The organism is Microbacterium sp. LMI12-1-1.1 (assembly GCF_040676455.1).
Lineage (GTDB): Bacteria > Actinomycetota > Actinomycetes > Actinomycetales > Microbacteriaceae > Microbacterium.
Map to the genome: position 1 here is coordinate 821295 of NZ_JBEGIA010000001.1, position 23657 is coordinate 844951.

A 23657-nucleotide genomic window follows, 5' to 3' on the forward strand; every position below is an offset into this window, starting at 1 on the left:
GGGGCCCCACCCGGAGGTGGAGCCCCTTACGTGCGAATCCGACGCAGTGTCAGACGATGGCGTTGACGTCCAGCGGGATGCCGGGGCCGAACGTGGTCGACACGGCGCCCTTCTGGATGTAGCGACCCTTCGAGCTGGACGGCTTGAGGCGGACGATCTCCTCGAGCGCGACCTTCAGGTTCTCGTCGAGCTGCTCCTCCGAGAAGGACGCCTTGCCGACGACGAAGTGCACGTTGGCGTGCTTGTCGACGCGGAACTCGATCTTGCCGCCCTTGATCTCCTCGACGGCCTTGGCCGGGTTGGGGGTCACGGTTCCGGTCTTGGGGTTCGGCATGAGGCCACGGGGACCCAGCACCTTACCCAGGCGACCGACCTGGCCCATGAGCTCGGGCGTCGAGACGGCCGCGTCGAACGCGGTCCAGCCACCGGCGACGCGCTCGATGAGCTCGGCGCCGCCGACCTCGTCCGCACCCGCGGCGATCGCGGCCTCAGCGGCCGGACCTGTCGCGAACACGATGACGCGGGCGGTCTTGCCGGTGCCGTGCGGGAGGATGACGGTGCCACGCACCATCTGGTCGGCCTTGCGGGGGTCGACGGAGAGCTTCAGCGCGACCTCGACGGTCGAGTCGAACTTGGCCGAGCCGGTCTGCTTCGCGAGCGCGACGGCTTCGGTGGGGCTGTAGAACTTGTCTGCATCGATCTTGGCAGCAGCGGCCTTGTAGGCCTTGGACTTGGTAGCCATGTTTCCTCTTCCCCTCAGTCCTCGACCGTGATGCCCATGGAACGGGCGGTGCCGGCGATGATCTTCGAGGCGGCCTCGATGTCGTTCGCGTTCAGGTCGGGCTGCTTCGTCTCGGCGATCTGGCGCACCTGCTCCTTGGTGAGCTTGGCGACCTTGACCGTGTGAGGGGTGGCCGAGCCGCGCTGGACGCCCGCAGCCTTCTTGATGAGCTCAGCGGCCGGCGGGGTCTTCAGGATGAACGTGAAGCTGCGGTCCTCGTAGACGGTGATCTCCACGGGGATGACGTTGCCGCGCTGCGACTCGGTCGCGGCGTTGTACGCCTTGCAGAACTCCATGATGTTGACGCCGTGCTGACCGAGCGCGGGCCCGATCGGCGGCGCCGGGTTGGCGGCACCGGCGTTGATCTGAAGCTTGATCAGGCCGGTCACCTTCTTCTTCGGTGCCATTCTTTTTCCTTTCGTCGAACAGCGGATGCCGGAGCACCCTGTTCTCCCGCGAATCCGGCCGTTCCGGATCGCGGTGTCCATCGCGCACGCTCAGAGCGCACGCAAACCTGAGAAGTCTACCAGTCAGTCAGAGCTTGGTGACCTGGTCGAAGCTGAGCTCGACCGGGGTCTCGCGCTCGAAGAGCGAGACGAGGACCGTGAGCTTGCCGCTCTCGGGCTTGATCTCGCTGATCGTGCCGGGCAGGCCCGCGAACGAGCCCTCCTTGATCGTGATGGTCTCGCCCACCTCGAAGTCGACCTCGGCGGGGATGACGCGGGCCGCGGCGGCGGCGCCCTTCTTGGCCGCACCGCCCTTGGCGCCGGCGACCTCCTTGACCTCGACGAGGCTCTTCAGCATGTTGAAGGCCTCTTCGAAGCGCAGCGGGGTCGGGTTGTGCGCGTTGCCGACGAAGCCGGTGACGCCGGGCGTGTGACGCACGACCGACCACGTGTCTTCGTTCAGGTCCATGCGCACGAGCACGTAGCCGGGGATCCGGACGCGCGTGACCATCTTGCGCTGACCGTTCTTGATCTCGACGACGTCCTCCATCGGGACCTCGATCTGGTAGATGTCGTCCTCGACCTCGAGCGTCGACTTGCGCTGCTCGATGTTGGCCTTCACCTTGCGCTCGAAGCCGGCGTACGAGTGGATGACGTACCACTTGCCCGGGAGCGTGCGAAGCTCTGCACGGAACGCCTCGTACGGGTCCTCGTCCTCGTCCTCGCCGTCCTCGGCGTCGCTGTCGGCGATCTCGTCGTCCGCGAACTCGTCGTCCGAGTCCTCGTCGTCGTCGGCGAACGCAGGAGCCTCTGCGGCGTCGGCCGGGGAGACCGATGCCTCGACCTCGTCCACGACGCCGGCTGCGGCATCCACCTCTGCGACGAAGTCCTCGTCGAGCTCGGGTTCGTCCTCGTCGCCGTTCACGTCGGGACCGTCGTACGGGGTCACCTCGTCGGCGGCCTCGGCCGCACGCTCGGCGACCTCTTCCGCGAGGGAGTCGTTGATCACCTCGGCTGCTGCTTCGGTCTCTGCCGTCTCGTCAAGATTGAGAGCGTCGTTCACGATCGCGTCCGCCTCCGGGTCGTCGATGTCGATGTCGTCCAGGTCGGCGTCGTCGTCGTCGCCATCACCGTCGTCGACGATGTGGATCGCGACGTGCTCGGCCGCTTCGACCGAGCGCTCCTCCTCGGCGAGGACGTTGCCCTCCTGGGCTTCGTCGTCCTCCGAGGACTGCTCAGCGGCGGTCGCCCAGTCGGCGTCGTCGACATATCTTTCAGTCACGTGAGTTCTCTTCCGTTCCGTCCGCTGCCGGACCTGCGGTCCGCCCGTGTCGTGGCTCCGGGGCGAGCCGGAGCGCTCGGGGATCAGGCGCTGGGCACTCCGAAGACGTACGACGTGATCCACACGAACAGCACGTCCAGGCCGTAGACGAGCGCCATCATGACGACGACGAAGCCGAGCACCACCGCCGTGTACTTCAGCAGCTCCTGGCGCGTCGGGGTGACGACCTTACGGAGCTCGGCGAAGACCTGACGAATGAACAGGGCGATACGAGCGAAGACGTTGAGCTTCTTCTCGCGGGGTGCGGCCGTTCCCTCAGCGGGAACGACTTCGCCCTTCGGCTCGTCCTGAACCATCGATGCCACCTGATTACCTTCCGTGAGCCGACACGGGTCGACCACACTTTCTTATCAACGCAGGGTGTGTGCGCTGACGCGCAGGGCGGACAGGAATCGAACCTGCAACCTGCGGTTTTGGAGACCGCTGCTCTGCCAATTGAGCTACCGCCCTAGAGACCCGGAGGCCTCGTGAAGTCCGCACTCTTCCCCTCTCACCGCGGCTTGAGGATCCGCACCCGACAACGGGCACGGCGAAAGAATGCAGACTTCTACTGCACGTTCCAGTGTACGGCATGCCTGCGGACGCCGCGAACCGGGAGCGACCTCGCGAGGGCGATTCCACGGCTCAGTACTGCTGTACGCCGTAGCGGTCCGGCTCGGGTCCGCGTTCGAACGCCCGGCCCGACAGCGAGGTCGGCTCGACGCGCACGTAGGTGTACTTGAGGGTCGGGATCCAGGGCTTCAGGCCGAGCCCGTCGGCCCGCTCCACCTCGGCGGAGCTGTCCAGCGGATGGGCGCGTCCGCGCAGGATCACGCTCCACGCGTCGGTCTCGGTGTGGTCGTCGACCTCGAAGAGCACCTCGTCGTTGACGGTCAGCTCGAACAGCTTGCTGCCCTGCGCGGTGCGGAACAGCACGCTCTCGCCGTCGACGACATAGTTCACCGGAAAGATGTCGAGCACCTCGCCGACATGCGTGACGAGGCGGCCGAGCTCCTGCCCACGCAGGCGTTCCCAGCACTGCTCATCGGAAAGGGCGACGACGGGGTCCGATGTCTCTGCCATGCCCCCATCCTCCCGCTCCCGGGTGTCTCGCGACACCCCCGGGACGGCGGCATCGCGCGACGACGGGGCCGCCTCGCCGGGGGCACGGGGCTCTGACACGTTTCGTCTCGCTTCGCTCGCTCAACGACCGGGAATCCGGTCGTTGAGCGAGCGAGTGCCGGCGAGCGAGACGAAACGCTCCGAGCTGACGGGGAACCTCAGGCGCCGACGCGGATCAGCTTCTTGTTGACGAACTCGTCGGCCGCGAGGAGACCCATCTCGCGCGAGGTGCCGGAGCGCTTCACGCCGCCGAACGGCAGGCCCGGCTCGTCCGCGAGCACGACGTTGACATAGACCATGCCGGCGTCGATCCTGTCGGCGACCCGCTTCGCCTGCTCCTCGTCCGTCGTGAAGACGTACGAGCCGAGGCCGTAGCTGGTGTCGTTCGCGAGCGCCACGGCGGCGTCCTCGTCGGCGACCTTGTAGACGACGCCGACGGGGCCGAAGAACTCCTCGCGGTAGGCGTCCATGTCGCGGGTCACGTCCGCGAGGACCGTGCCCGGGTAGAACGCGCCGTCACGGGTGCCACCGGTGACGAGGGTCGCCCCCTGGGCGACGGCCCTGTCGACCTGCTCGGCCAGCCGCTCCGCCGCCGTGAGCGACGACAGCGGGCCGAGCACGGTGTCGTCCGCGAACGGGTCGCCGACCTTCGCACCCGACATCGCGGCGGTGAACTTCTCGAGGAACGCGTCGTACAGGCCGTCGACCACGATGAAGCGCTTGGCCGCGTTGCACGACTGGCCGGTGTTGTCGAGGCGCGCGGCGACCGCGGCCTCCACGGCGCCGTCGAGGTCGTCGGTCGAGAGAAGGATGAACGGGTCCGACCCGCCGAGCTCGAGCGCGACCTTCTTGAGGTTTCGCCCCGCGATCTCGGCGACGGCGGCTCCGGCGCGCTCGGAGCCGGTGACCGAGACGCCCTGCACGCGGCGGTCGGCGATCACGGTGGCCGCCTGGTCGTTGGTCGCGTAGATGTTCGTGTACACGCCCTCGAGCCCGGCGTCGGCGTAGATCGCTGCGATCGCGGCGGCCGACTCGGGGCACTGCGGCGCGTGCTTGAGGAGGATCGTGTTGCCCACCACGATGTTGGGCGCCGCGAAGCGGGCGACCTGGTAGTACGGGAAGTTCCACGGCATGATGCCCAACAGCACGCCGAGGGGCGTGCGGCGGATGACCGCGGTGCCCTCGCCGTCGATGTCGATGGGCTGGTCGCCGGTGATCTTCTCCGCGTGATCGGCGTAGTACTCGGTGATGTCGGCGGCGAAGTCGACCTCGCCGAGCGCGGCCTCCAGCGGCTTGCCCATCTCGCGCACGATGATCGCGGCGAGGTCGTCGCGGCGCTCGCGGTGCAGCTCGGCGACCTTGCGGATGCCGGCCGCGCGCTCGGCGACGGGCTGATCGCGCCACGTGCGGTAGGCGGCATCCGCTCCCGCGATGGCGGCCTCGAGGGCTTCGTCGGTGATGGTCGGATACGTGGCCAGGGTCTCCCCCGTGGCCGGGTTCACGACGGCGTAGTCGGTCATGCTTCCTCTCCGATCGGATGGATTGGGGACAGTCTGCCCGCTAGCTGCGGGCGCGTCGAAGGCTTTCGGGGGCGTCGATACCGAGTGTCTCACCGCGGAAGAACGCCGGACGCTTGATCGCCTGCCAGATCATGATCACGACACCCACGAGGATGACGGTGACCCCGAGCACGAACACCAGGCCGAGGCCGAAGATGCTCGACCCGCTGCCGTACGCCGGGTCCATCGAGTCGACGAGCGTCGTGACGAACAGGACGGCGAGGATGGCGCCGCCGACGAGCGGGAAGAGGAAGGTGAAGAAGAAGCTGCGCACCGAGTCGAACCACTGCTTGCGGAAGTACCAGACGCACGCGAACGCGGTGAGGCCGTAGTAGAAGCAGATCATCATGCCGAGCGACAGGATGGTGTCGGTCAGGACGTTCTCGCTCACCACGCGCATGACGGCGTAGAACACCGACGCCACGATCGCCGACACCACCGTCGCGTAGCCGGGCGTGAAGAACCGCGGGCTCACCCGGGCGAACTTCTTCGGCAGCGCGCCGTAGTGGCCCATGGCGAGCAGCGTCCGCGCCGGGCCGACGGCGGTCGACTGCAGCGAGGCGGCCGAGCTCGACAGCACCGCGAGCGACACGAGGAACGCGAGCGGGCCGAGGATCGGGTCCGAGAGGGCGAAGAACACGTTCGCCGAGATGTCCTCGTTCGCCAGTCCCAGCGAGCCTGTGCCGACGCCGGCGAACATGATCAGGCCGATCGACAGCAGGAGGTAGAGCGACACCACGATGACGACCGTGAGCATCGCGGCGCGACCGGGGGTCTTGGCCGGGTTCTTGGTCTCCTCGTTCATCGTGAGGACGACGTCCCAGCCCCAGAAGATGAAGATGGACAGCGACAACCCCGCGGCGAACGCGCTGAACGTCGGCACCTCGAACGGGTTGAACCACGACCACGAGAACGCCGTCGGATCAGGCGCATCGCCCGACACCGCCTTGATGATCGCGACGACCGCGAACAGCAGCAGCACGACGACCTGGAAGCTCACCAGGATGTACTGGAACTTCTGGGTGGTCTGCATGTCGCGGTAGGAGATGAGCGTCGCACCGAGCATGAACAGCAGGCAGACGATGACGTTGATGAAGGGGTTGAACGCGAGCTCGGCGATGTCGGGGTTGCCGGTCAACTGCGAGATCAGCAGGAAGAGGAACTCCACCGCGATGCCGGCGAGATTCGACAGCACGATCACGGTGGCGGCGATGAGGCCCCACCCCGTCATCCAGCCGATCCAGGGACCGAACGCCCGCACGCCCCAGGTGAACGAGGTTCCCGAGTCGGGCATCGCACGGTTGAGCTCGCGGTAGCCGAACGCGGTCAGGAGCATCGGGATGAATCCGACGAGGATGATCGCGGGCACCTGCGTGCCGACCACGGCGACCGTGGGCCCGAGAGACGCGGTGAGCGTGTAGGCGGGGGCGATGGTCGAGACGCCGATGACGACGGCGCCGAGGACGCCGACCGCGCCGGCGCTGAGCCCCTTCTGGGAGAGCTCGCCGGCGTGTGCGCCGGAGGACGGGGCCAGCGGTGCGGCGCCGCCGGAGTGCTGTGGAGCGCTCATGCGCGTCAGCCTTCCTGGCCGCGCGTGCGGGGCACGACGACCATCGGTACGGGAAGCTCGTGCAGCATCTTCGCTGCGGTCGAGCCGAGGAACAGGCGGCGGGGCTGTGCGAGCCGGCTGGAGCCGACGACCGCCAGCTCGCCGGGCTGCCAGGCGAGGTGGGCGACGGCGTCTTCGATGCTGTCGCCGCGTGCCACGACGACGTCGGCCTCGACGCCGTCGGGGAGGACCTCGAGCGCCTTGCCGAGCACATCGTCGGCGTGAGCGGCGCCCGCGATGCGGATGACGCCGGTGTCGACGGTGGCCGGGAGGTCCACGGACACGAGCGACAGCAGGCGCAGGCCCGTGCCGGTGGCGACCGCGAGGGCCACGCTCTCCTCGAGCAGCGCACTGGCGCCCGGGCGCGTGCCGATCGCCGCCGTGATGCGGCTCACGCCGGTCACCTCCAGGTGGCGCGACCCCTCAGGTGCCAGCACCACGGGAACGTCAGACGAGTGCAGAAGTTCGCTCGCCACGGTGCCGAGGCGGTGGCGTCCGCGCAGTCCGCCGTTGGCGGCGCCGACCACGATGTGGGATGCCGAGAGCTCGTGGGCTGCGGCGATCAGACCCTCGGCGAACGAGTCGCCGAAGCGCACATGCGCGGCATGGCCCACGTCCCCCGGGATCGAGGCCGACGCCTCGGCGAGCCACGCCTCGGCCTGCGTCACGAGGTAGCGGTCGTAGCCGGCGTCGGGCGGCGTGATGACGCTGCGGTCCTCGGCCGGGAGCACCAGCACCAGGTCGAGGGCCGCGCGCATGGCGGCGGCCAGACGCGTGCCCACGGCGACCGCGTCGGCTCCGGCATCCGTCGCCGTATAGCCGACGACGATCCGCGCACTCATCGGTGCGCTGCTTCGACGATGCTGGCGGCGACAAGGCGGCCCATGCGGATCGCGCCGTCGACGTGCTGGTAGCCGGCACCGGCCATGTCGCTGCACGCGAAGTGGATCGGGCCGACGGGGGTGCGCAGGTCCGCGCCGTAGCGCGCGAGGCCGCCGAGGTCGAAGCTGGCGGCGTAGGCGCCGCGCGTCCACTCCTCGGCGCCCCAGTCGCTCTCGAAGTACACCAGCGGGTTCTTCGCCTCGGGCCCGTAGTAGTGCGACAGGGACTCGAGGATGCGCTCCTTGCGCTCCTCGGCCGACACGCGGAACAGGTCATCGGCGTTGCGGTCCGAGACGAAGCCCACGAGCGTGCCCCGCTCGTCGCCGTGGTTGGTGTTGTCGTACGCCTCGTGCGAGATCTCGTAGGGGCTGAACGCGGTGCCCGAAAGGCCCTGCTCGCGCCAGAACGGCCGGTCGTAGACCGCGTGCACCTTGATGACGAATCCCATCGAGATGTGCTGGTGCATCTGCTGCTTCAGGCGCGGCAGCGCCGGCTGGAACTCGATCCACGGGTAGAGGATCGGCGCGTGCGCCAGGATGACGAAGCGCGCACGCACCTGGAGGCCGTTGTCGGTCACGACGCGGACGCCTTCGTCGCCCCAGTGAACCTCGTTGACGGGCTGCCCGAGGACGACGTCGTCGCCCAGGCGCTCCGCGAGGAGCAGCGGGACCTGCTGCAGGCCTCCCACGACGCGCTCGTCGAGGATGAAGTCGGCGTCGACGAGGTGCGAGAAGCTGCCGGCGCTGGCCGCCATGAGGAGCGCCTGCAGCGCGGAGAACGCGTAGGCGGGCTTGGTGAGCATGGCACCGGCGATGAAGAGCGCGATGTTGTCGCGCGCCTCCTGGTCCTGGGTCTGGTCCTCGAGCCAGGCCTGGAACGAGATGCGGTCCAGCGCCTCGGCGTCGGGGTGCTCCCACGGCTTGTCGGGGTCGATCTGCGCGACGAGCCCGTCGAGCACCTCGATGAGACGGACGATCTCCTTCTCGGTCTCGGGCGCGACCGGGAAGATCTCGCCGGTGAACCGGGTGAGCTCGCCGTCCTCGCCGATGTAGACCGAGTCGCCTTCGCGATAGCGGCTGTAGGTCTCGAGCCCGAGCTCGGCGAGGGTCTCCTTGAGGGCGTCCTGGTCGGGCGACACCCACTGGCCGCCGATCTCGAGCATGGCGCCGTCGACGACATCGGTCCACAGGCGCCCGCCGACGCGGTCCCGGGCCTCGAGCACGACGACCGAGAGGCCTGCCTTCTTCAGCTCGTTGGCGGCGGTCGTTCCGGCGGCGCCGGCGCCGACGATGACGACGTCGCGGGTCAGCTCGGTCATGGGACTCCTTCGTCAGGGCGTGCATGCTCGCGCGCCTCGCGTGTTGCGTTCAGGTGGGGCGTTTCGTCTCGCTCGCTCCTCGCTCGCTCAACGACCGGTGCTTCCTGGACGTTGAGCGAGCGAAGCGAGATGAAACGCGGGGTTCAGGATGCCGCGAGCGCTGCCGCGACGACGTCCAGGCCCTCGTGGAGCAGGTCGTCGGTGATCGACAGCGGCGGCAGGAAACGGATCACGTTCCCGTAGGTGCCGCAGGTGAGCACGATGACGCCCTGTGCGATGGACGCCTTCGCGACCGCGGCGGTGAGCGCGGCATCCGGCTCGCCCGTCGCGGGGTCCACGAACTCGGCCGCGATCATCGCGCCGTGGCCGCGCACGTCGCCGACGCGGGGATCGGCGGCCTGCAGCTGCTGCAGGCGGCCCTTGAGGACCGTCTCGATCTCGCGGGCGCGCTGGAGCATCCCGTCGTTCTCGAACACGTCGATCGCGGCGAGCGCGGCGGCGCAGGCGATCGGGTTGCCGCCGTACGTGCCGCCGAGGCCGCCCGCATGCGAGGCGTCCATGATCTCGGCGCGGCCGGTCACGGCCGCCAGTGGCAGGCCCCCCGCGATGCCCTTGGCGGTCGTGATGAGGTCGGGAACGATGCCGAACACCTCGCTCGCGAACATCTCGCCCGTGCGTGCGAAGCCCGTCTGGATCTCATCGGCGATGAACACGACGTCGTTGGCACGGCACCACTCGACGAGCGCCGGCAGGTAACCGTCGGCGGGGACGATGAAGCCGCCCTCACCCTGGATCGGCTCGATGATCACGGCGGCGAGGTTGTCGGCGCCGACCTGCTTCTCGATGATCGAGATGGCCTTCTTGGCGGCTTCGGGACCGGTGAGCCCGTCGCGGTACGGGTACGACAGCGGCGCGCGGTAGATCTCCGAGGCGAAGGGTCCGAAGCCGCTCTTGTACGGCATCGCCTTCGCGGTCAGCGCCATGGTGAGGTTGGTGCGGCCGTGGTAACCGTGGTCGAACGCGACGACCGCCTGCTTGCCGGTGTACTTGCGGGCGATCTTGACCGCGTTCTCCACCGCCTCGGCGCCCGAGTTGAACAGGGCGCTCTTCTTGGCGTGGTCGCCCGGAGTGATGCGGTTGAGCGCCTCGGCGACCGACACGTACGAGTCGTAGGGCGCGATCATGAAGCACGTGTGGGTGAACTGGGCGACCTGTGCCTGCACCGCCGCGACGACCTTCGGGTGCGCGTTGCCGATCGTGGCGACCGCGATGCCCGAGCCGAGGTCGATGAGCGAGTTGCCGTCGGCATCGACGATGACTCCCCCGCCTGCGGCGACGGCGTGGACCGGCGCGGTGTGCCCGACGCCCGCCGCGACGGCATCGGCCTTGCGGTCGATCAGCTCCTGCGAGCGAGGACCGGGGATGCTGGTGACCAGGCGGCGCTCCTGCGGAAGGGTCGGACCGCCGAGGGGCGTTTCTGTGACGATGTCGGCTGCGCTGCTCATGGTGGGGAGCGTATGTCGCTCCGCGGAGCGCCCGCACCCTCCCCGCTGTACATTCTGCCTGCCCTGCTGTACGAGCCGTACACTCGGAGCATCATGGATGCCGACGCCCCCACTCTTCGCGCCCTCCTGGCTCGGCGCGATCTGCGGCTCTCGCTCGCCGGCGACGATCTGGAGCCCAGCGCCCTCGACAAGGCGATCCGCTGGGTGCACAGCTCCGACCTCGCCGATCCCACCCCGTTCCTGTCCGAGGGGCTCGTGCTGCTGACCACCGGCACCCAGTTCCCGAAGGGAGACGAGGCTTCCGACGTGTACCGTGCATACGTTCACCGCCTCGCGGCCCGGGGCGTCGTGGGACTCGGGTTCGGCACCGAGGTCGTGCGCGCCGGCATCCCTCCCGCCCTCGTCGAGGCGTGCCTGGACGAGCGGATGCCGCTGTTCGAGGTGCCCTACCGCACGCCGTTCATCGCGGTGGCCCGCGCCAACGCCGAGGCGATCGCCGCCGAGGCCTACGCCCGCCGCAGCTGGGCGCTGGCCGCGCAGCGGGCGATCGCCCTGGCTGCACTCCGCCCCGACGGCCTGGGCGCGACGGTGGCCGAGCTCGCCAAGCAGCTCGACACGTGGGTGGGCATGTTCGACGCGGCGGGCGAGCTGTCGCGCGAGCACCCCGCCGGCGCGCTGGACGCCGAGACGGCCGCCGCACTGCAGCGAGAGGTGACCGGGGTCCTCCACCGCGGTGCACGCGCCGGCTCGTCGCTGCACATCGGCGACACGCCCTTCACGCTGCAGACGCTCGGACGTGGCGGCCACCTGCGCGGCGTGATCGCGATCGCCGCCGGCGACCTCGACCAAGAGGGACGCGTCGTCGTCACGGCCGTCATCGCGATGGCCGGTCTGGCGCTCGAGCAGCAGCAGGGGCTCGGCCGCGCCCGCTCGGCGCTGCGCGCCGGCCTGGTGCAGTCGCTCCTGAGCGGCGACCCCGGGCTCGCCCGCCGCACCTCCCGCGAGCTGTGGGGGCCGCTTCCGCCGGCACCCGTCGTGGTGGCGGTGACGGATGCCGCAGCCGCCCGCGTCGACGGCATCGCCGAGCTGCTCGAGCTGTGGGCCGACGAGAAGCGCGGTGCGCTGTTCTTCGGACGCGGTGACGACGGTCTCGTGCTCGTCGTGCCGGCGGACGATCCCTCGAGCATCCACGATCTCGTCGGCCGCTTCGAGGTCCGCGTCGGCCTGTCGGACCCTGCGGGCTACGACGCGTTCGCCGCCGCACTCGGGCAGGCGCGTGTCGCACGCGATCGCGGCACGGGTGCGGTGACCGCGTTCGCCGAGGTCTCGCGCGGGGGCGTGCTGTCGGCGCTCAGCGACGACGCGCGGGCGCTCGCGCGCGCCGAGCTGGCGCCGCTGAACGACCACGACGCTGCGCAGGGCACGCACCTCGTCGAGACGCTGCAGGTCTGGCTCGACGCCGACTGCTCGCACGAGGCGACGGCCCGGTCCCTCGGCGTCCACCGACACACCGTGCGCACGCGGCTCGCGCTCATCGAGCGCGTGCTCGGCCGCGACCTGGCGTCGTTCGCGACCCGCGCCGAGCTGTGGGCGGCGCTGCGCGCCCTGGCACCCTCGGCCTGATTCTTCACCCGCCTGTTCTCCTCGCCGAGGCAGACCGTCCCGATACGCCGATGAACTTCCGGCTCACACGACTCCCCGGAGCCCCGGGGCCCGGACGCGAACCATGTGAACCGGAAGTTCAGCACCCGACAGCGCACCCGTGTGAACCGGAAGTTCAGCACCCGACAGCGCACCCGTGTGAACCGGAAGTTCAACACCCCCACAGCCCACCGCGTGAACCGGAAGTTCAGTACCTCGACAGCCCACCCGTGTGAACCGGAAGTTCAACGGCCGAAACGACACCCCACAGCCCACCCGCGTGAACCGGAAGTTCAACACCCCACAGCCCACCCGTGTGAACCGGAAGTTCAACACCCCACAGCCCACCCGTGTGAACCGGAAGTTCAACGGCCGAAACGACACCCCACAGCCCACCCGCGTGAACCGGAAGCTCAACACCCCGACAACCCACCCGTGTGAACCGGAGGTTCTACGGCCGAAACGACACGTTGCGCACGATCGGTACGGGAAGGAGACCCGATGGCGACATTCCGTGTCCCCGCGTACCGGGCAACGCCCGGCAGGATGGGCGGATGACCGTGCCCTCCAGCGCCGAGCCCGAGGCCCACACGATTCCCAACGGCGACGTGTCGTGGTGGTGGCGCGACCTCGGCGGCCTACCGACCCCGAGACCACCGCTGCCCGGCGACCTCGCCGCCGACGTCGCGATCGTGGGGGCCGGCTACACCGGCCTGTGGACCGCGTACTACCTCAAGCGCGCCCAGCCCGACCTGCGGGTGGTCGTGCTCGAGCAGCGGTTCGCCGGCTTCGGCGCATCCGGTCGCAACGGCGGGTGGCTCACGAACACCGTCACCGGCGGCCGCGAGCGCTACGCCGAGACGCACGGCCGCGAGGCTGCGATCGCACAGCAGCGCGCACTCAACGAGACCGTCGACGAGGTCATCACCGTCGCGACCCGCGAGGGCATCGACGCGGACATCGTCAAGGGCGGCGAGTTCGGCGTCGCCCGCACGCCGGCACAGCTCGCGCGCCTTCGTGCAAGCGCGGCGGCCGAGCAGTCGTGGCCCCACACCGACGCGGAGGTGTGGGATGCCGAGGCGGCGGCATCCCGCATCCGGATCGCGGGCGCACTCGGCGCCGTGTGGCACCCGCACTGCGCGCGGATCCACCCGGCGAAGCTCGTGCGCGGTCTCGCCGAAGCGATCGAACGGCTGGGTGTCACGATCTACGAGCAGACCCACGTGCGAGAGATCTCGGCCGGCCGGGCGGTCACCGACCGCGGCACGGTCCGGGCGACCCATGTGCTGCGGGCGACCGAGGGTTTCACCGCCGACCTGCGCGGCGAGCACCGCACCTGGCTGCCCATGAACTCGTCGATGATCGTGACCGAACCCCTGCCGGCGGACTTCTGGCGCGCGGTGGGCTGGGACGGCCGCGACACGCTGGGCGACTTCGCGCACGTGTACACGTACGCGCAGCGCACCGCCGACGACCGCATCGCCTTCGGCGGGCGGGGCGTGCCTTACCGCTACGGGTCGCGCGTCGACACCGACGGTGCGACGCAGGAGCGCACGATCCGGTCGCTGACGCATCTCCTGCACGACTTCTTCCCGGATGCCGCGGCCACCCCCATCGCCCACGCCTGGGCCGGTGTGCTCGGGGTGCCACGCGACTGGGCGGCGACCGTCGTGCACGATCGCTCCACCGGGCTCGGTTGGGCGGGCGGCTATGTCGGCACCGGCGTGACCGCGACCAACCTCGCCGGCCGCACCCTCGCCGACCTCGTGCTGGAGCGCGACACCGAGCTCACCCGCCTGCCGTGGGTGGGCCACCGAGCGAAGCGCTGGGAGATCGAGCCGCTGCGCTGGACAGCGGTGAACGCCATCTACACCGCCTACCGCATGGCGGATCGGTCCGAGGCCTCCACTACGTCGGCGCGCACCGCCTGGCCCGCCCACGTCGCCGACTGGGTCGCCGGACGCCACTGACGCCCCGCGGCCGACCCGCGGCATCACCTGATCTCGGCGACGGCAACGGCGACGGGTCCGGGATCAGCGGGGCGCGTGCGCCTCGAGGAACTCGTACACGTCGGTGGTGTCGACGCCGGGGAAGGCTCCCGTGGGCAGTGTCGCGAGCAGGGTGCGCGGCGTGCGCACATTCGGCCAGGACTGCTCGCGCCACGACGACTCCAGGTCGGCGGGCGCGCGGCGGCAGCACGCCTCCACCGAGTGGGTCGAGACGCCGCGGTTGGGGGTGTCGCGGCCGAGGAACCACTTCGTGTCGTCGAACCGCACGCCGACGCTGACCGAGTGCGCCCCCTCGCTCGACAGCTCCACGCGAGCGGTGCACCAGTAGGTGCCGTTCCCGGTGTCGGTGTACTGGTAGTACGGGTTGAAGTGGTCGTCGACGTCGAAGACGACGCGCGAGGTCCACTTGCGACAGCACATCTGCCCCTCGATCGCGCCGAGGCGGTCGGTCGGGAAGTTGACGTCGTCGTTCTCGTAGACCTTCGTGATGACTCCCGACTCGTGCACCTTGAGGAAGTGCACGGGCAGGCCCAGGTGCACGGTCGCGAGGTTCGTGAAACGGTGCGCCGCGGTCTCGTACGACACCGAGTACGCGTCGCGGAGGTCTTCGATCGAGATCGACCGGTCCTTCTTGGCCTCCTGCAGGAACGGCACAGCATGCGCCTCGGGGATGAGGAGGGCGCCGGTCAGGTAGTTGGTCTCCACGCGCTGGCGCAGGAAGTCGGCGTACGACGTCGGCTCGCGGTGGCCGAGGATCCGGCTCGACAGCGCCTGCAGCACCGCCGTGCGCGGGTCGCCCTTGGTGGTGAGGCGGCTCGACAGGTAGAGGCGCCCGTTCTTGATGTCTGCCACCGACCGGGTCGTCTGCGGCAGGTCGGGCACGTAGTGCAGCGTGAAGCCGAGATGGGCGGCGATATCGGATGCCGTCCGCTGGGTCAGCGGACCGCCCGGGTGGTCGACGGCGTCGAGGATCCCCCGCGCCTGCTGCTCCAGCTCGGCGAAGTAGTTGTTCTGCGTGCGCATGAGCTTGCGCAGCGCCACGTTCGCGCGACGCGCCTCCTCGGGGGTGGCGGCGCGCTCGTCGCGCAGCCGCTCGATCTCGCCCTGCAGCGCCAGCATCGCCTTCAGCGCCTCGGTGGGCACCGTCTTGCCGATGCGGAACGGCGGGATGCCGAGCGCCTGGAACGTCTGGCCGCGCATGGCGCGTTCGAGCGAGATCTCGAGCGTGGCGCGCTCGTCGAGCGGCTCGGACTCCAGGATCGCGTCGATCGATGAGCCGAGCGCCCGCGCGATCGACTGGAGCAGCGTGAGCTTCGGCTCGCGGCGACCGTTCTCGATCATCGACAGCTGACTGGGCGCGCGTTCGACGGCAGCGGCGAGCTCTTCGAGCGTCATGCCGCGGTCGGTGCGCAGCTGCCGGATCCGGCGGCCGATGGTGAGCGGGTCCACCTCATCATCGTCGGGGAGTTCACCGCGCGGATCGGTGGTCAACGTCGTCGTCATGGGTCGATTCTGTCACGAAAGCAGAAATACCCGAAAACTTCACACGTCGAATCGTCAGTTCAAGGGCCGAACTTCACCGCAGAGTGGTCACACGACCTACCGACGGTTGATCCAGAACGCGGATCACGGGATGCCCCGATCCGGCCCACACGCCGGGTGGAGCATCCCTCCGAAAAGTACACACGTCGCTTCCCGGTCGTTGAGCGAACGAGGAACGAGCGAGACGAAACGCGCTCCACCGAATGCGTTTTGGCTCGCAAGCTCGCTCAACGACCGGGACCGCACAGACAGGACAGGGACATGACACCTGCAACCGCCACCCCGATGCGTACGCGCACCGGCCCCATCCCCACGACGACCCACGAGCCCTCGATCGAGATCGCCGGCCGCATGCCGGCCCGGTACGACGAGATCCTCACCCCTGAGGCCATCGCGTTCCTCACCGAGCTGCACCAGCGCTTCGGCGCCCGCCGGCACGACCGGCTCGCCGACCGCATGCGCCGTCGCTTCGAGATCGGCAACGGGCACGACCCTCAGTTCCGCGACGACACCCGGCACATCCGCGAGGATGCCGAGTGGCAGGTCGCGGGCGCCGGCCCCGGCCTCGAGGACCGGCGCGTCGAGATCACCGGCCCCACCGACCCGAAGATGACCATCAACGCGCTCAACTCCGGCGCGAAGGTGTGGCTCGCCGACCAGGAGGATGCGACCAGCCCGACCTGGAAGAACGTCATCGAGGGCCAGCTGAGCCTGCGCGACGCGATCCGCGGCGAGCTCGCGTTCACGAGCCCCGAGGGCAAGCGCTACGAGGTCACCGCGACCGAGACGCCGACGATCGTGATGCGCCCCCGCGGATGGCACCTGCCGGAGCAGCACATCCGCTTCACCGACCGCACCGGCCGCACGATGGCCGCGTCGGGCTCGCTGGTGGACTTCGGGCTGTACGTCTTCCACAACGCCGAGCGGCTGATCGCGAACGGCCGCGGGCCGTACTTCTACATCGCCAAGCTGGAGTCGAGCGAAGAGGCGAAGCTGTGGGACGACGTCTTCACCTTCAGCGAGCGCTACATCGGGATCCCGCACGGCACGATCCGCGCGACCGTGCTCATCGAGACGCTGCCCGCGGCGTTCGAGATGGAGGAGATCCTCTTCGAGCTGCGCGACCACTGTGCGGGCCTCAACGCCGGGCGCTGGGACTACATCTTCTCGATCATCAAGAACTACCGCGGCCGGGGCGCACGGTTCGTGCTGCCAGACCGCAGCGAGGTCACGATGACCGTGCCGTTCATGCGCTCCTACACCGAGCTCCTCGTGCAGACGTGCCACAAGCGCGGCGCCTTCGCGATCGGCGGCATGAGCGCCTTCATCCCGAACCGCCGCGACCCCGAGGTGACGGCGACGGCGTTCGAGAAGGTCGCCGCTGACAAGAAGCGCGAGGCCGGCGACGGGTTCGACGGCACGTGGGTGGCCCACCCCGACCTGATCCCGGTCGCACGGGCCGAGTTCGATGCGGTGCTGGGCGATCGCCCGAACCAGCTCGACCGTCAGCGTCCCGAGGTGCGCGTGAGCGCGGGCGACCTGATCGACGTGCACATCGGGCGTCCGATCACTGCGGCGGGCGTGCACGCGAACGTGTCCGTGGCGATCCGCTACCTCGAGGCGTGGCTGCGTGGCCTGGGCGCGGTGGCGATCGACAACCTCATGGAGGATGCCGCGACCGCCGAGATCAGCCGCAGCCAGGTGTGGCAGTGGATCCACCAGGACCGCACCACCGAGGACGGCACCCCGATCACCCGCGAGTACGTGGAGGGTCTGATCACCCAGGTGCTGGGCGAGGTCGAGCGGCGCGAGGGCGACCGCTTCGACGACGCGGCGGAGATCTTCCGTGACGTCGCCCTCGGCCAGGACTTCCCGGCGTTCCTCACGCTGCCGGCCTACTCGCGCTTCCTGATCGAGACCGACTGACGCGGCATCCGCTTCTCGGGACACGAACCACCTATCGCAAAGGAAACACCATGACCGCCTACAACGACGACATCGAAGCCATCCGGGCGCTCAAGGAGCAGCACGGCTCCAGCTGGGACGCCATCGACCCCGAGTCCGCCGCCCGCATGCGGGCGCAGAACCGCTTCCGGACGGGACTCGAGATCGCTCAGTACACGGCCGACATCATGCGCCGCGACATGGCGGAGTACGACGCCGACTCGTCGGTGTACACGCAGTCGCTCGGTGTGTGGCACGGCTTCATCGGGCAGCAGAAGCTCATCTCGATCAAGAAGCACCTCAAGAGCACGAACAAGCGCTACCTCTACCTGTCGGGCTGGATGGTCGCCGCGCTGCGCTCGGAGTTCGGTCCTCTTCCCGATCAGTCGATGCACGAGAAGACATCGGTGCCGGCCCTGATCGAGGAGCTCTACACCTTCCTCCGCCAGGCCGACGCCCGCGAGCTCGACCTGCTCTTCACGAAGCTCGACGACGCGCGCGTCGCCGGCGACGAGACCGCCGTCGAGTTCATCCAGTCGCAGATCGACAGCTACGAGACCCACGTCGTGCCGATCATCGCCGACATCGACGCCGGCTTCGGCAATCCCGAGGCCACCTATCTCCTCGCCAAGAGGATGATCGAGGCGGGCGCGTGCGCCATCCAGATCGAGAATCAGGTGTCGGATGAGAAGCAGTGCGGCCACCAGGACGGCAAGGTCACCGTCCCGCACGAGGACTTCATCGCGAAGCTCACCGCGGTCCGCTACGCGTTCCTCGAGCTCGGCATCGACAACGGCATCATCGTCGCCCGCACCGACTCGCTCGGCGCAGGCCTCACGCAGAAGCTCGCGGTGACGCACGAGCCGGGCGACCTCGGCGACCTGTACAACTCCTTCCTCGACGTCGAAGAGATCTCGGAGGGCGGTCTCGGCAACGGCGACGTCGTCATCAAGCGCGACGGCAGGCTGCTGCGCCCCAAGCGCCTGGCCAGCAACCTGTACCAGTTCCGCTCCGGAACCGGTGAGGAGCGCGTCGTGCTGGACTGCATCACGTCGCTGCGCAACGGTGCCGACCTGCTGTGGATCGAGACCGAGAAGCCGCACGTGGAGCAGATCGCCGGCATGGTCGACGCGATCCGCGCCGAGGTCCCGAACGCGAAGCTCGTCTACAACAACAGCCCGTCGTTCAACTGGACGCTCAGCTTCCGCCAGCAGGCGTACGACCTGCTCGCGGAGCAGGGCGAGGACGTCTCGGCCTACGACCGCGGCGATCTGATGAACGTCCAGTACGACGACACCGAGCTGGCGCGGCTGGCCGACGAGAAGATCCGCACCTTCCAGCGCGAGGGTTCCGCTCGCGCCGGGATCTTCCACCACCTCATCACGCTCCCGACCTACCACACCGCGGCCCTGTCGACCGATGACCTCGCCAAGGGCTACTTCGGCGAAGAGGGCATGCTGGCCTACGTGAAGGGCGTGCAGCGTCGCGAGATCCGCGAGGGCATCGCCACGGTCAAGCACCAGAACATGGCCGGAAGCGACATCGGCGACAACCACAAGGAGTACTTCGCCGGCGACGCGGCCCTGAAGGCGGGCGGCCAGCACAACACGATGAACCAGTTCAGCTGATCGACGGCGACCACTGAAGACGATGGATGCCTCGGACCACCCGGTCCGAGGCATCCGTCGTTGCACGCACTGCCGCGTGAGAGTCGCCGAGCGGCTACGCGAGCAGCCCGCGCTCCATCGCCAGCGTCACGGCGCGGGTGCGGTCGGCGACGCCGAGCTTCTCGAAGACCTTCAGCAGGTGGGTCTTCACGGTCGATTCGCCGATCCCGAGCGCCACGGCGATCTGCTTGTTGCTGAGCCCCGTGGCGACCAGCCGCAGCACGTCGGTCTCGCGCGCCGTGAGCACGGTGCCGGGCTCGGGCCGCCGCATCCGTTCGACGAGGCGCACCGCCACCTGCGGCGAGAGCGCCGACTGCCCGGCCGCCACCGAGCGGATGCCGGCGACGATCTCGGCCTGTGGCGCGGCCTTGAGCAGATACCCCGACGCACCGGCCTCGATCGCCGCGAGGATCTGGTCGTCGGACTCGTACGTGGTGAGGATCAGCACGCGCGGCACGGGGTCGCCGGCTTCTCCCCCGGCGATCCGCGCGGTCGCGGCGACGCCGTCCACGTGCGGCATGCGCAGGTCCATCAGCACGACGTCCGGACGGGTCGCGGCGGCGAGGCGCACGGCTTCGTCGCCATCGGATGCCTCGCCCACGACCTCGAAGCCGGGCTCGTCCGACAGCAGCCCGGCGAGTCCGGCGCGCACGACCGGGTGATCGTCGACGATGAGCAGCCGGATCATGAAGCCTCCTCCTTCGCATCCAGGACTGCATCCTCTCGAGCCGGCCGAAGCTGCACGCGCAGCGTCGTCCCGTGCCCCGCCGTCGAGGCGACCTGGATCGTGCCACCGGCGAGCGCCACGCGCTCCCGCATGCCGTCGAGCCCGAATCCGACACCCGTCGCGTCGGGCTCGAACCCGCGTCCGTCGTCGGCGACCTCCAGCGACGCGGTGCCGCCGGGGTCCACGTGCACCCGCACCTCGACGAGGTCGGCCTCGGCGTGTTTCGCGGCGTTCGCCAGGGCCTCCTGAAGACACCGCAGCAGCACGACCTGAGTCTCGCGGTCGAGCTCGCCCTCCACCCCTGCCGTGTCGAGCACGATGGCCGCCCGGCCCTGCGCACGGAAGCGCTCCACGAGGCGCTCGACCGCCGCGGCGAACGCGGGCTCGCGCGGCACAGCGGCCGTGCGGGCGACCAGGGCACGGGCCTCGGCGAGAGCGTCGCGCGCGACCTGCTCCACGGTCGCGATCGTCGAGGCGGCGGCATCGGTCTGTCCCTCACGCGACTGCCGGCCGGCCCGCTCCGCGAAGATCACCAGTCCGGCGAGGGTCTGTGCGAGCGTGTCATGGATGTCGCGGGCCAGGCGCTCGCGCTCGGCGGAAGCGCCCCGCTCGCGGCTGAGCGCCTCCACCTGGCCCTGGGCGGCCGTCAGCTCGGCGAGCAGCCGTTCGCGCTCCTCGCCGTACTCGGCGATCTGCGCGATCCACAGCCCGATCGCGATCGCGAACGAGAGCGAGAAGACAGCGGTTGTCGCTCCCGCGAGGAACGACTGCAGGTTCGGGCCATAGCCGAAGCTCGCACCCACGAACACGCTTCCCGCGATGACCGCGGATCCGCCGATCCCTCGGCGCCGGGAGTCGCCGACCACCCACACGAGCGGGTAGGCGAGCGTCTGCAGCATGGCCATGAACGGCGCGGCACCGGCGCCGATCCCGACCGCCACCGCCGCCACCGAGAGGAACGCGGGATACCGCCACGCCGCCCGCGGCGGCTCGACGGCGTCGCGACCGATCAGCGCGTACGCCGCCGCGAAGACGACGATCGCGGCGAGCGCGATCGCTGTGCGGGCGGCGGTCACGGGCGGGAAGAGGAACACCAGCGCGACGGCGATCACCGTCGAGACGATCGCCACGATCGCGTCCCACCGGCGCTTGCTCAGCATGGCGCCCCACCCTTCCCCGCCTCCGACGACCAGCGCCCGCCTCCGCACCATCGCGGCGGTTCGGGCATCGTCAGGCTACGCGTCGCGACGGATCCACCGGAAGGTGACGCGCGAGAGCACGAGACCGACGACGAGCCAGACAGCCAGCGCGATCGCCACCCCGGCGAGATCCCACTCGCCGTTCTGCTCGAGGGCCGCGTACTCCTCGGGGAGGAAGACGGCCCGCATCCCTTGCGCCATCCACTTGAGCGGGAACAGCCCGGCCACGTTCTGCAGCCACTCCGGCAGCTGCGAGAACGTCAGGTACACGCCCGAGATGAACTGCAGCGCCAGCGCGATCGGCACGACGACGGCGGTCGCACTCTTGGCGGTGCGAGGCACGGCCGACAGCGCGACACCGAGCAGCGCCGAGGTCGTGATGCCGAGCACGAACACCCAGGCGAACGTCGCCCAGCGCTCGGGTTCGGTGGGAAGCTCGACGCCCAGCACGAGCGATGCGAACAGGAGCAGAAGCGCGGACTGCAGCACACCGGTCACCAGCACCTGGCCGATCTTGCCGATGAAGTAGCTCACCGGCGACAGCGGGGTGCCGCCGAGCCGCTTGAGCATGCCGTCGGAGCGTTCGATCGCGATGTCCATCGCGAGGTTCTGGAAGCCCGACAGCAGCAGGCCGGCCGCGATCATGCCGGGGAGGTACAGCTGGGCCATCGAGATCGGGGGCACCCCGGGTGCGATCTGCACGTCGCCATCCGACCCGAACGCGACGCTGAACAGCCCCAGCATGAAGATCGGGAACAGGAAGGTGAAGAAGAGGGTGTCGCCCGAGCGGAAGTACTGCAGCAGTTCGAAGCGGGCCCGCCAGAGACCCACCGCCAGCAGACCGCGCCGCCGAGTGCCGCCGACCGCGCCACTTCGCGCGCTCGAGGATGGGCTCTGCATCGTGACGCTCATCGTCCTGCTCCCTTCGCAGCGACCGCATCGGATGCGGTGGCGGATGTCTCGGCCTCGGCCTCGGCCACCAGCCCGAGGTAGATGTCCTCGAGGCTGGGCCGCACGATCTCGAGCTCTTCCGGTGCCGCACCCAGGCGTGCGGCCAGCGCCGTGGTGAACCCGAACGGGTCGTCGGTGCGCTCCTCCCGCGGCATCCCGGCCTCCACCCACCTCACGACCGGCACGCGCGCCTCGGCGCCGCCGAACCCCGCGAGCGGGCCGATCGCCTGCATGCGGCCGGCGGCGATCACGGCGACCCGGTCGGCGAGCTGCGCGGCCTCGTCGAGGTAGTGGGTCGTGAGCAGGATCGTGGTGCCGTCGGTCTGCAGGCGACGGATCAGGTCCCAGAACTCTCGCCGCGCGTGCGGGTCGAAGCCGGTCGTCGGCTCGTCGAGGAACAGCAGCTCGGGCCGCCCGATGATGCCGAGTGCGACGTCGACGCGCCGCTGCTGACCGCCGGAGAGCTTCGAGATGCGGGTCTTGGCCTGCGCCTCGAGGCCGACCGCCGCGATCACCTCGTCGACGTCACGTGGGTCGGGGTAGAACCCCGCGAACTGCCGCAGCTGCTCCCGCACGGTGACCGGCCCCGAGATCCCCGCCGACTGCAGGACGATGCCGACCCGCGCCTTGAGGTCGAGCCCTCCCGTCGCGGGGTCGACGCCCAGCACTTCGACCTCGCCGTCCGACCGGCGACGGTACCCCTCGAGAATCTCGACGGTCGTCGACTTGCCCGCGCCGTTCGGCCCGAGCAGCGCGAACGTCTCGCCCTGCGCGATGTCGAACGACACCCCGTCGACGACCGCACGGCCGCCGTATGTCTTGCGCAGGTTCCGCACCCGCACCGCCTGTGTCTGCATGGTTCCAGACTGGCGGTGAGCGGATGCCGCGCCCAGCCGTCATCCGCTGGAGGAGGCATCCCCCATTCGGTGGATGCGGCGCCCGTCGAGGTCAGGGGTCGCCGCAGGTCTCAGCCGGCCGGAAGCTGTCGGGAGGCGACGACCACGGGCGCGACCGTGGCGGCTGCGGCATCCGCTCGCTCCTCGGCGCGGAGCAGTCGCTGCCCGCGGATGCCGCCCGCCAGCGCCCATGCGAGCAGCCAGACGCCGGAGCCCACCGTGATGACGGCGGCGGCGCGCAATCCCGCGTCGGGATCGAGCAGGACGACCAGGGCGATGAGCGACAGCACGCCGCCGACGATCGCACCGGTGGCGCCGATCCTCGTGAGCATGCACCCGCGCGCGAGCCACCAGGCGATTCCGCCCGCGGCGACGAGCACGATGGCGAGCACGACGGCTCCCCAGATCCAGGCGTCCACGAGGCACAGGGTACCGTGCGCTGGTGGCGCCCGGTAGCCCGCCGTCGGACGTTCCGTCGCGCCCGCCCGGCATCGCGCACAGTCACGGGCCGGTCGAGGGCGATTGGCCGCTGACCGCG

Annotated in this window: 20 protein-coding genes and 1 tRNA gene; 4 read left to right on the forward strand and 17 right to left on the reverse strand. The window is 69.7% G+C overall.

What is annotated here, in order from left to right; genetic code table 11:
- Window positions 1–49 precede the first annotated feature (49 nt).
- The 11 genes from rplA to gabT form a co-directional block, all read right to left on the reverse strand.
- Complete coding sequence (gene rplA, locus MRBLMI12_RS04015; RefSeq protein ID WP_363354090.1) at window positions 50–742, reverse strand: 50S ribosomal protein L1; 693 nt, start codon at window positions 740–742, stop codon at window positions 50–52.
- Between the two features lie 14 nt (window positions 743–756).
- Entirely contained in the window at window positions 757–1188 is a 432-nt protein-coding gene (gene rplK / locus MRBLMI12_RS04020) for a 50S ribosomal protein L11 (RefSeq protein ID WP_163619961.1), read from the reverse strand.
- Between the two features lie 127 nt (window positions 1189–1315).
- Complete coding sequence (nusG, locus tag MRBLMI12_RS04025) at window positions 1316–2509, reverse strand: transcription termination/antitermination protein NusG (protein WP_363354092.1); 1194 nt, start codon at window positions 2507–2509, stop codon at window positions 1316–1318.
- Between the two features lie 83 nt (window positions 2510–2592).
- Window positions 2593–2865 carry a preprotein translocase subunit SecE gene (secE, locus tag MRBLMI12_RS04030; protein ID WP_349429015.1) on the reverse strand — a complete coding sequence of 91 codons (273 nt, stop codon included), beginning with the start codon at window positions 2863–2865 and terminating at the stop codon, window positions 2593–2595.
- 81 nt (window positions 2866–2946) lie between these two features.
- A tRNA-Trp gene (locus MRBLMI12_RS04035) sits at window positions 2947–3019 on the reverse strand.
- Window positions 3020–3193: 174 nt separating this feature from the next.
- Window positions 3194–3631, reverse strand: a complete 438-nt coding sequence (locus tag MRBLMI12_RS04040; RefSeq protein ID WP_349428459.1) for a pyridoxamine 5'-phosphate oxidase family protein — start codon at window positions 3629–3631, stop codon at window positions 3194–3196.
- A 197-nt stretch (window positions 3632–3828) separates the two neighbouring features.
- Window positions 3829–5190, reverse strand: coding sequence for an NAD-dependent succinate-semialdehyde dehydrogenase (locus tag MRBLMI12_RS04045; RefSeq protein ID WP_363354094.1), 1362 nt, complete (start codon window positions 5188–5190; stop codon window positions 3829–3831).
- Window positions 5191–5230: 40 nt separating this feature from the next.
- On the reverse strand, window positions 5231–6799 hold the full coding sequence (locus MRBLMI12_RS04050) for an APC family permease (RefSeq protein ID WP_363354096.1): 1569 nt from the start codon (window positions 6797–6799) through the stop codon (window positions 5231–5233).
- 5 nt (window positions 6800–6804) lie between these two features.
- Entirely contained in the window at window positions 6805–7680 is an 876-nt protein-coding gene (locus tag MRBLMI12_RS04055; RefSeq protein ID WP_363354098.1) for a universal stress protein, read from the reverse strand.
- Window positions 7677–9038 (reverse strand): flavin monoamine oxidase family protein, encoded by a 1362-nt coding sequence (locus MRBLMI12_RS04060; RefSeq protein WP_363354100.1) that lies wholly within the window; start codon window positions 9036–9038, stop codon window positions 7677–7679. Before MRBLMI12_RS04060 ends, MRBLMI12_RS04055 begins: the two co-directional genes overlap by 4 nt.
- Before the next feature lie 143 nt (window positions 9039–9181).
- The gene (gene gabT / locus MRBLMI12_RS04065; protein WP_349428464.1) at window positions 9182–10543 is read right to left on the reverse strand and encodes a 4-aminobutyrate--2-oxoglutarate transaminase; all 1362 of its coding nucleotides are present in this window, start codon (window positions 10541–10543) and stop codon (window positions 9182–9184) included.
- A gap of 93 nt (window positions 10544–10636) precedes the next feature.
- Here gabT and MRBLMI12_RS04070 point away from each other — a divergent pair, with 93 nt between their 5' ends.
- Both MRBLMI12_RS04070 and MRBLMI12_RS04075 read left to right on the forward strand, forming a co-directional pair.
- The gene (locus MRBLMI12_RS04070; protein ID WP_363354102.1) at window positions 10637–12166 is read left to right on the forward strand and encodes a PucR family transcriptional regulator; all 1530 of its coding nucleotides are present in this window, start codon (window positions 10637–10639) and stop codon (window positions 12164–12166) included.
- Window positions 12167–12738: 572 nt separating this feature from the next.
- Window positions 12739–14154, forward strand: a complete 1416-nt coding sequence (locus MRBLMI12_RS04075; RefSeq protein WP_363354104.1) for an NAD(P)/FAD-dependent oxidoreductase — start codon at window positions 12739–12741, stop codon at window positions 14152–14154.
- 63 nt (window positions 14155–14217) lie between these two features.
- Here MRBLMI12_RS04075 and MRBLMI12_RS04080 read toward each other — a convergent pair whose 3' ends face one another.
- On the reverse strand, window positions 14218–15696 hold the full coding sequence (locus tag MRBLMI12_RS04080) for a helix-turn-helix domain-containing protein (RefSeq protein ID WP_363354106.1): 1479 nt from the start codon (window positions 15694–15696) through the stop codon (window positions 14218–14220).
- Window positions 15697–16020: 324 nt separating this feature from the next.
- On the opposite strand from MRBLMI12_RS04080, the gene aceB reads away from it, so the two are divergent.
- Window positions 16021–17661, forward strand: coding sequence for a malate synthase A (gene aceB, locus MRBLMI12_RS04085; protein ID WP_363355729.1), 1641 nt, complete (start codon window positions 16021–16023; stop codon window positions 17659–17661).
- Window positions 17662–17711: 50 nt separating this feature from the next.
- Window positions 17712–19307: an isocitrate lyase gene (locus MRBLMI12_RS04090; RefSeq protein ID WP_363354108.1), complete on the forward strand. Its 1596-nt coding sequence runs from the start codon at window positions 17712–17714 to the stop codon at window positions 19305–19307.
- 94 nt (window positions 19308–19401) lie between these two features.
- Here MRBLMI12_RS04090 and MRBLMI12_RS04095 read toward each other — a convergent pair whose 3' ends face one another.
- The 5 genes from MRBLMI12_RS04095 to MRBLMI12_RS04115 all read right to left on the reverse strand — a co-directional run bounded on the left by MRBLMI12_RS04095 (window position 19402) and on the right by MRBLMI12_RS04115 (window position 23538).
- The gene (locus tag MRBLMI12_RS04095; protein WP_363354110.1) at window positions 19402–20034 is read right to left on the reverse strand and encodes a response regulator transcription factor; all 633 of its coding nucleotides are present in this window, start codon (window positions 20032–20034) and stop codon (window positions 19402–19404) included.
- A complete protein-coding gene (locus MRBLMI12_RS04100) occupies window positions 20031–21233 on the reverse strand; it encodes a sensor histidine kinase (protein WP_363354112.1) in 1203 nt (400 codons plus the stop codon). Before MRBLMI12_RS04100 ends, MRBLMI12_RS04095 begins: the two co-directional genes overlap by 4 nt.
- A gap of 75 nt (window positions 21234–21308) precedes the next feature.
- A complete protein-coding gene (locus MRBLMI12_RS04105) occupies window positions 21309–22184 on the reverse strand; it encodes an ABC transporter permease (protein WP_404909195.1) in 876 nt (291 codons plus the stop codon).
- Entirely contained in the window at window positions 22181–23080 is a 900-nt protein-coding gene (locus tag MRBLMI12_RS04110; protein ID WP_363354114.1) for an ABC transporter ATP-binding protein, read from the reverse strand. The genes MRBLMI12_RS04105 and MRBLMI12_RS04110 overlap by 4 nt, the downstream gene beginning before the upstream one ends.
- 110 nt (window positions 23081–23190) lie before the next feature.
- A complete protein-coding gene (locus MRBLMI12_RS04115; protein WP_363354116.1) occupies window positions 23191–23538 on the reverse strand; it encodes a hypothetical protein in 348 nt (115 codons plus the stop codon).
- Window positions 23539–23657: the final 119 nt, after the last annotated feature.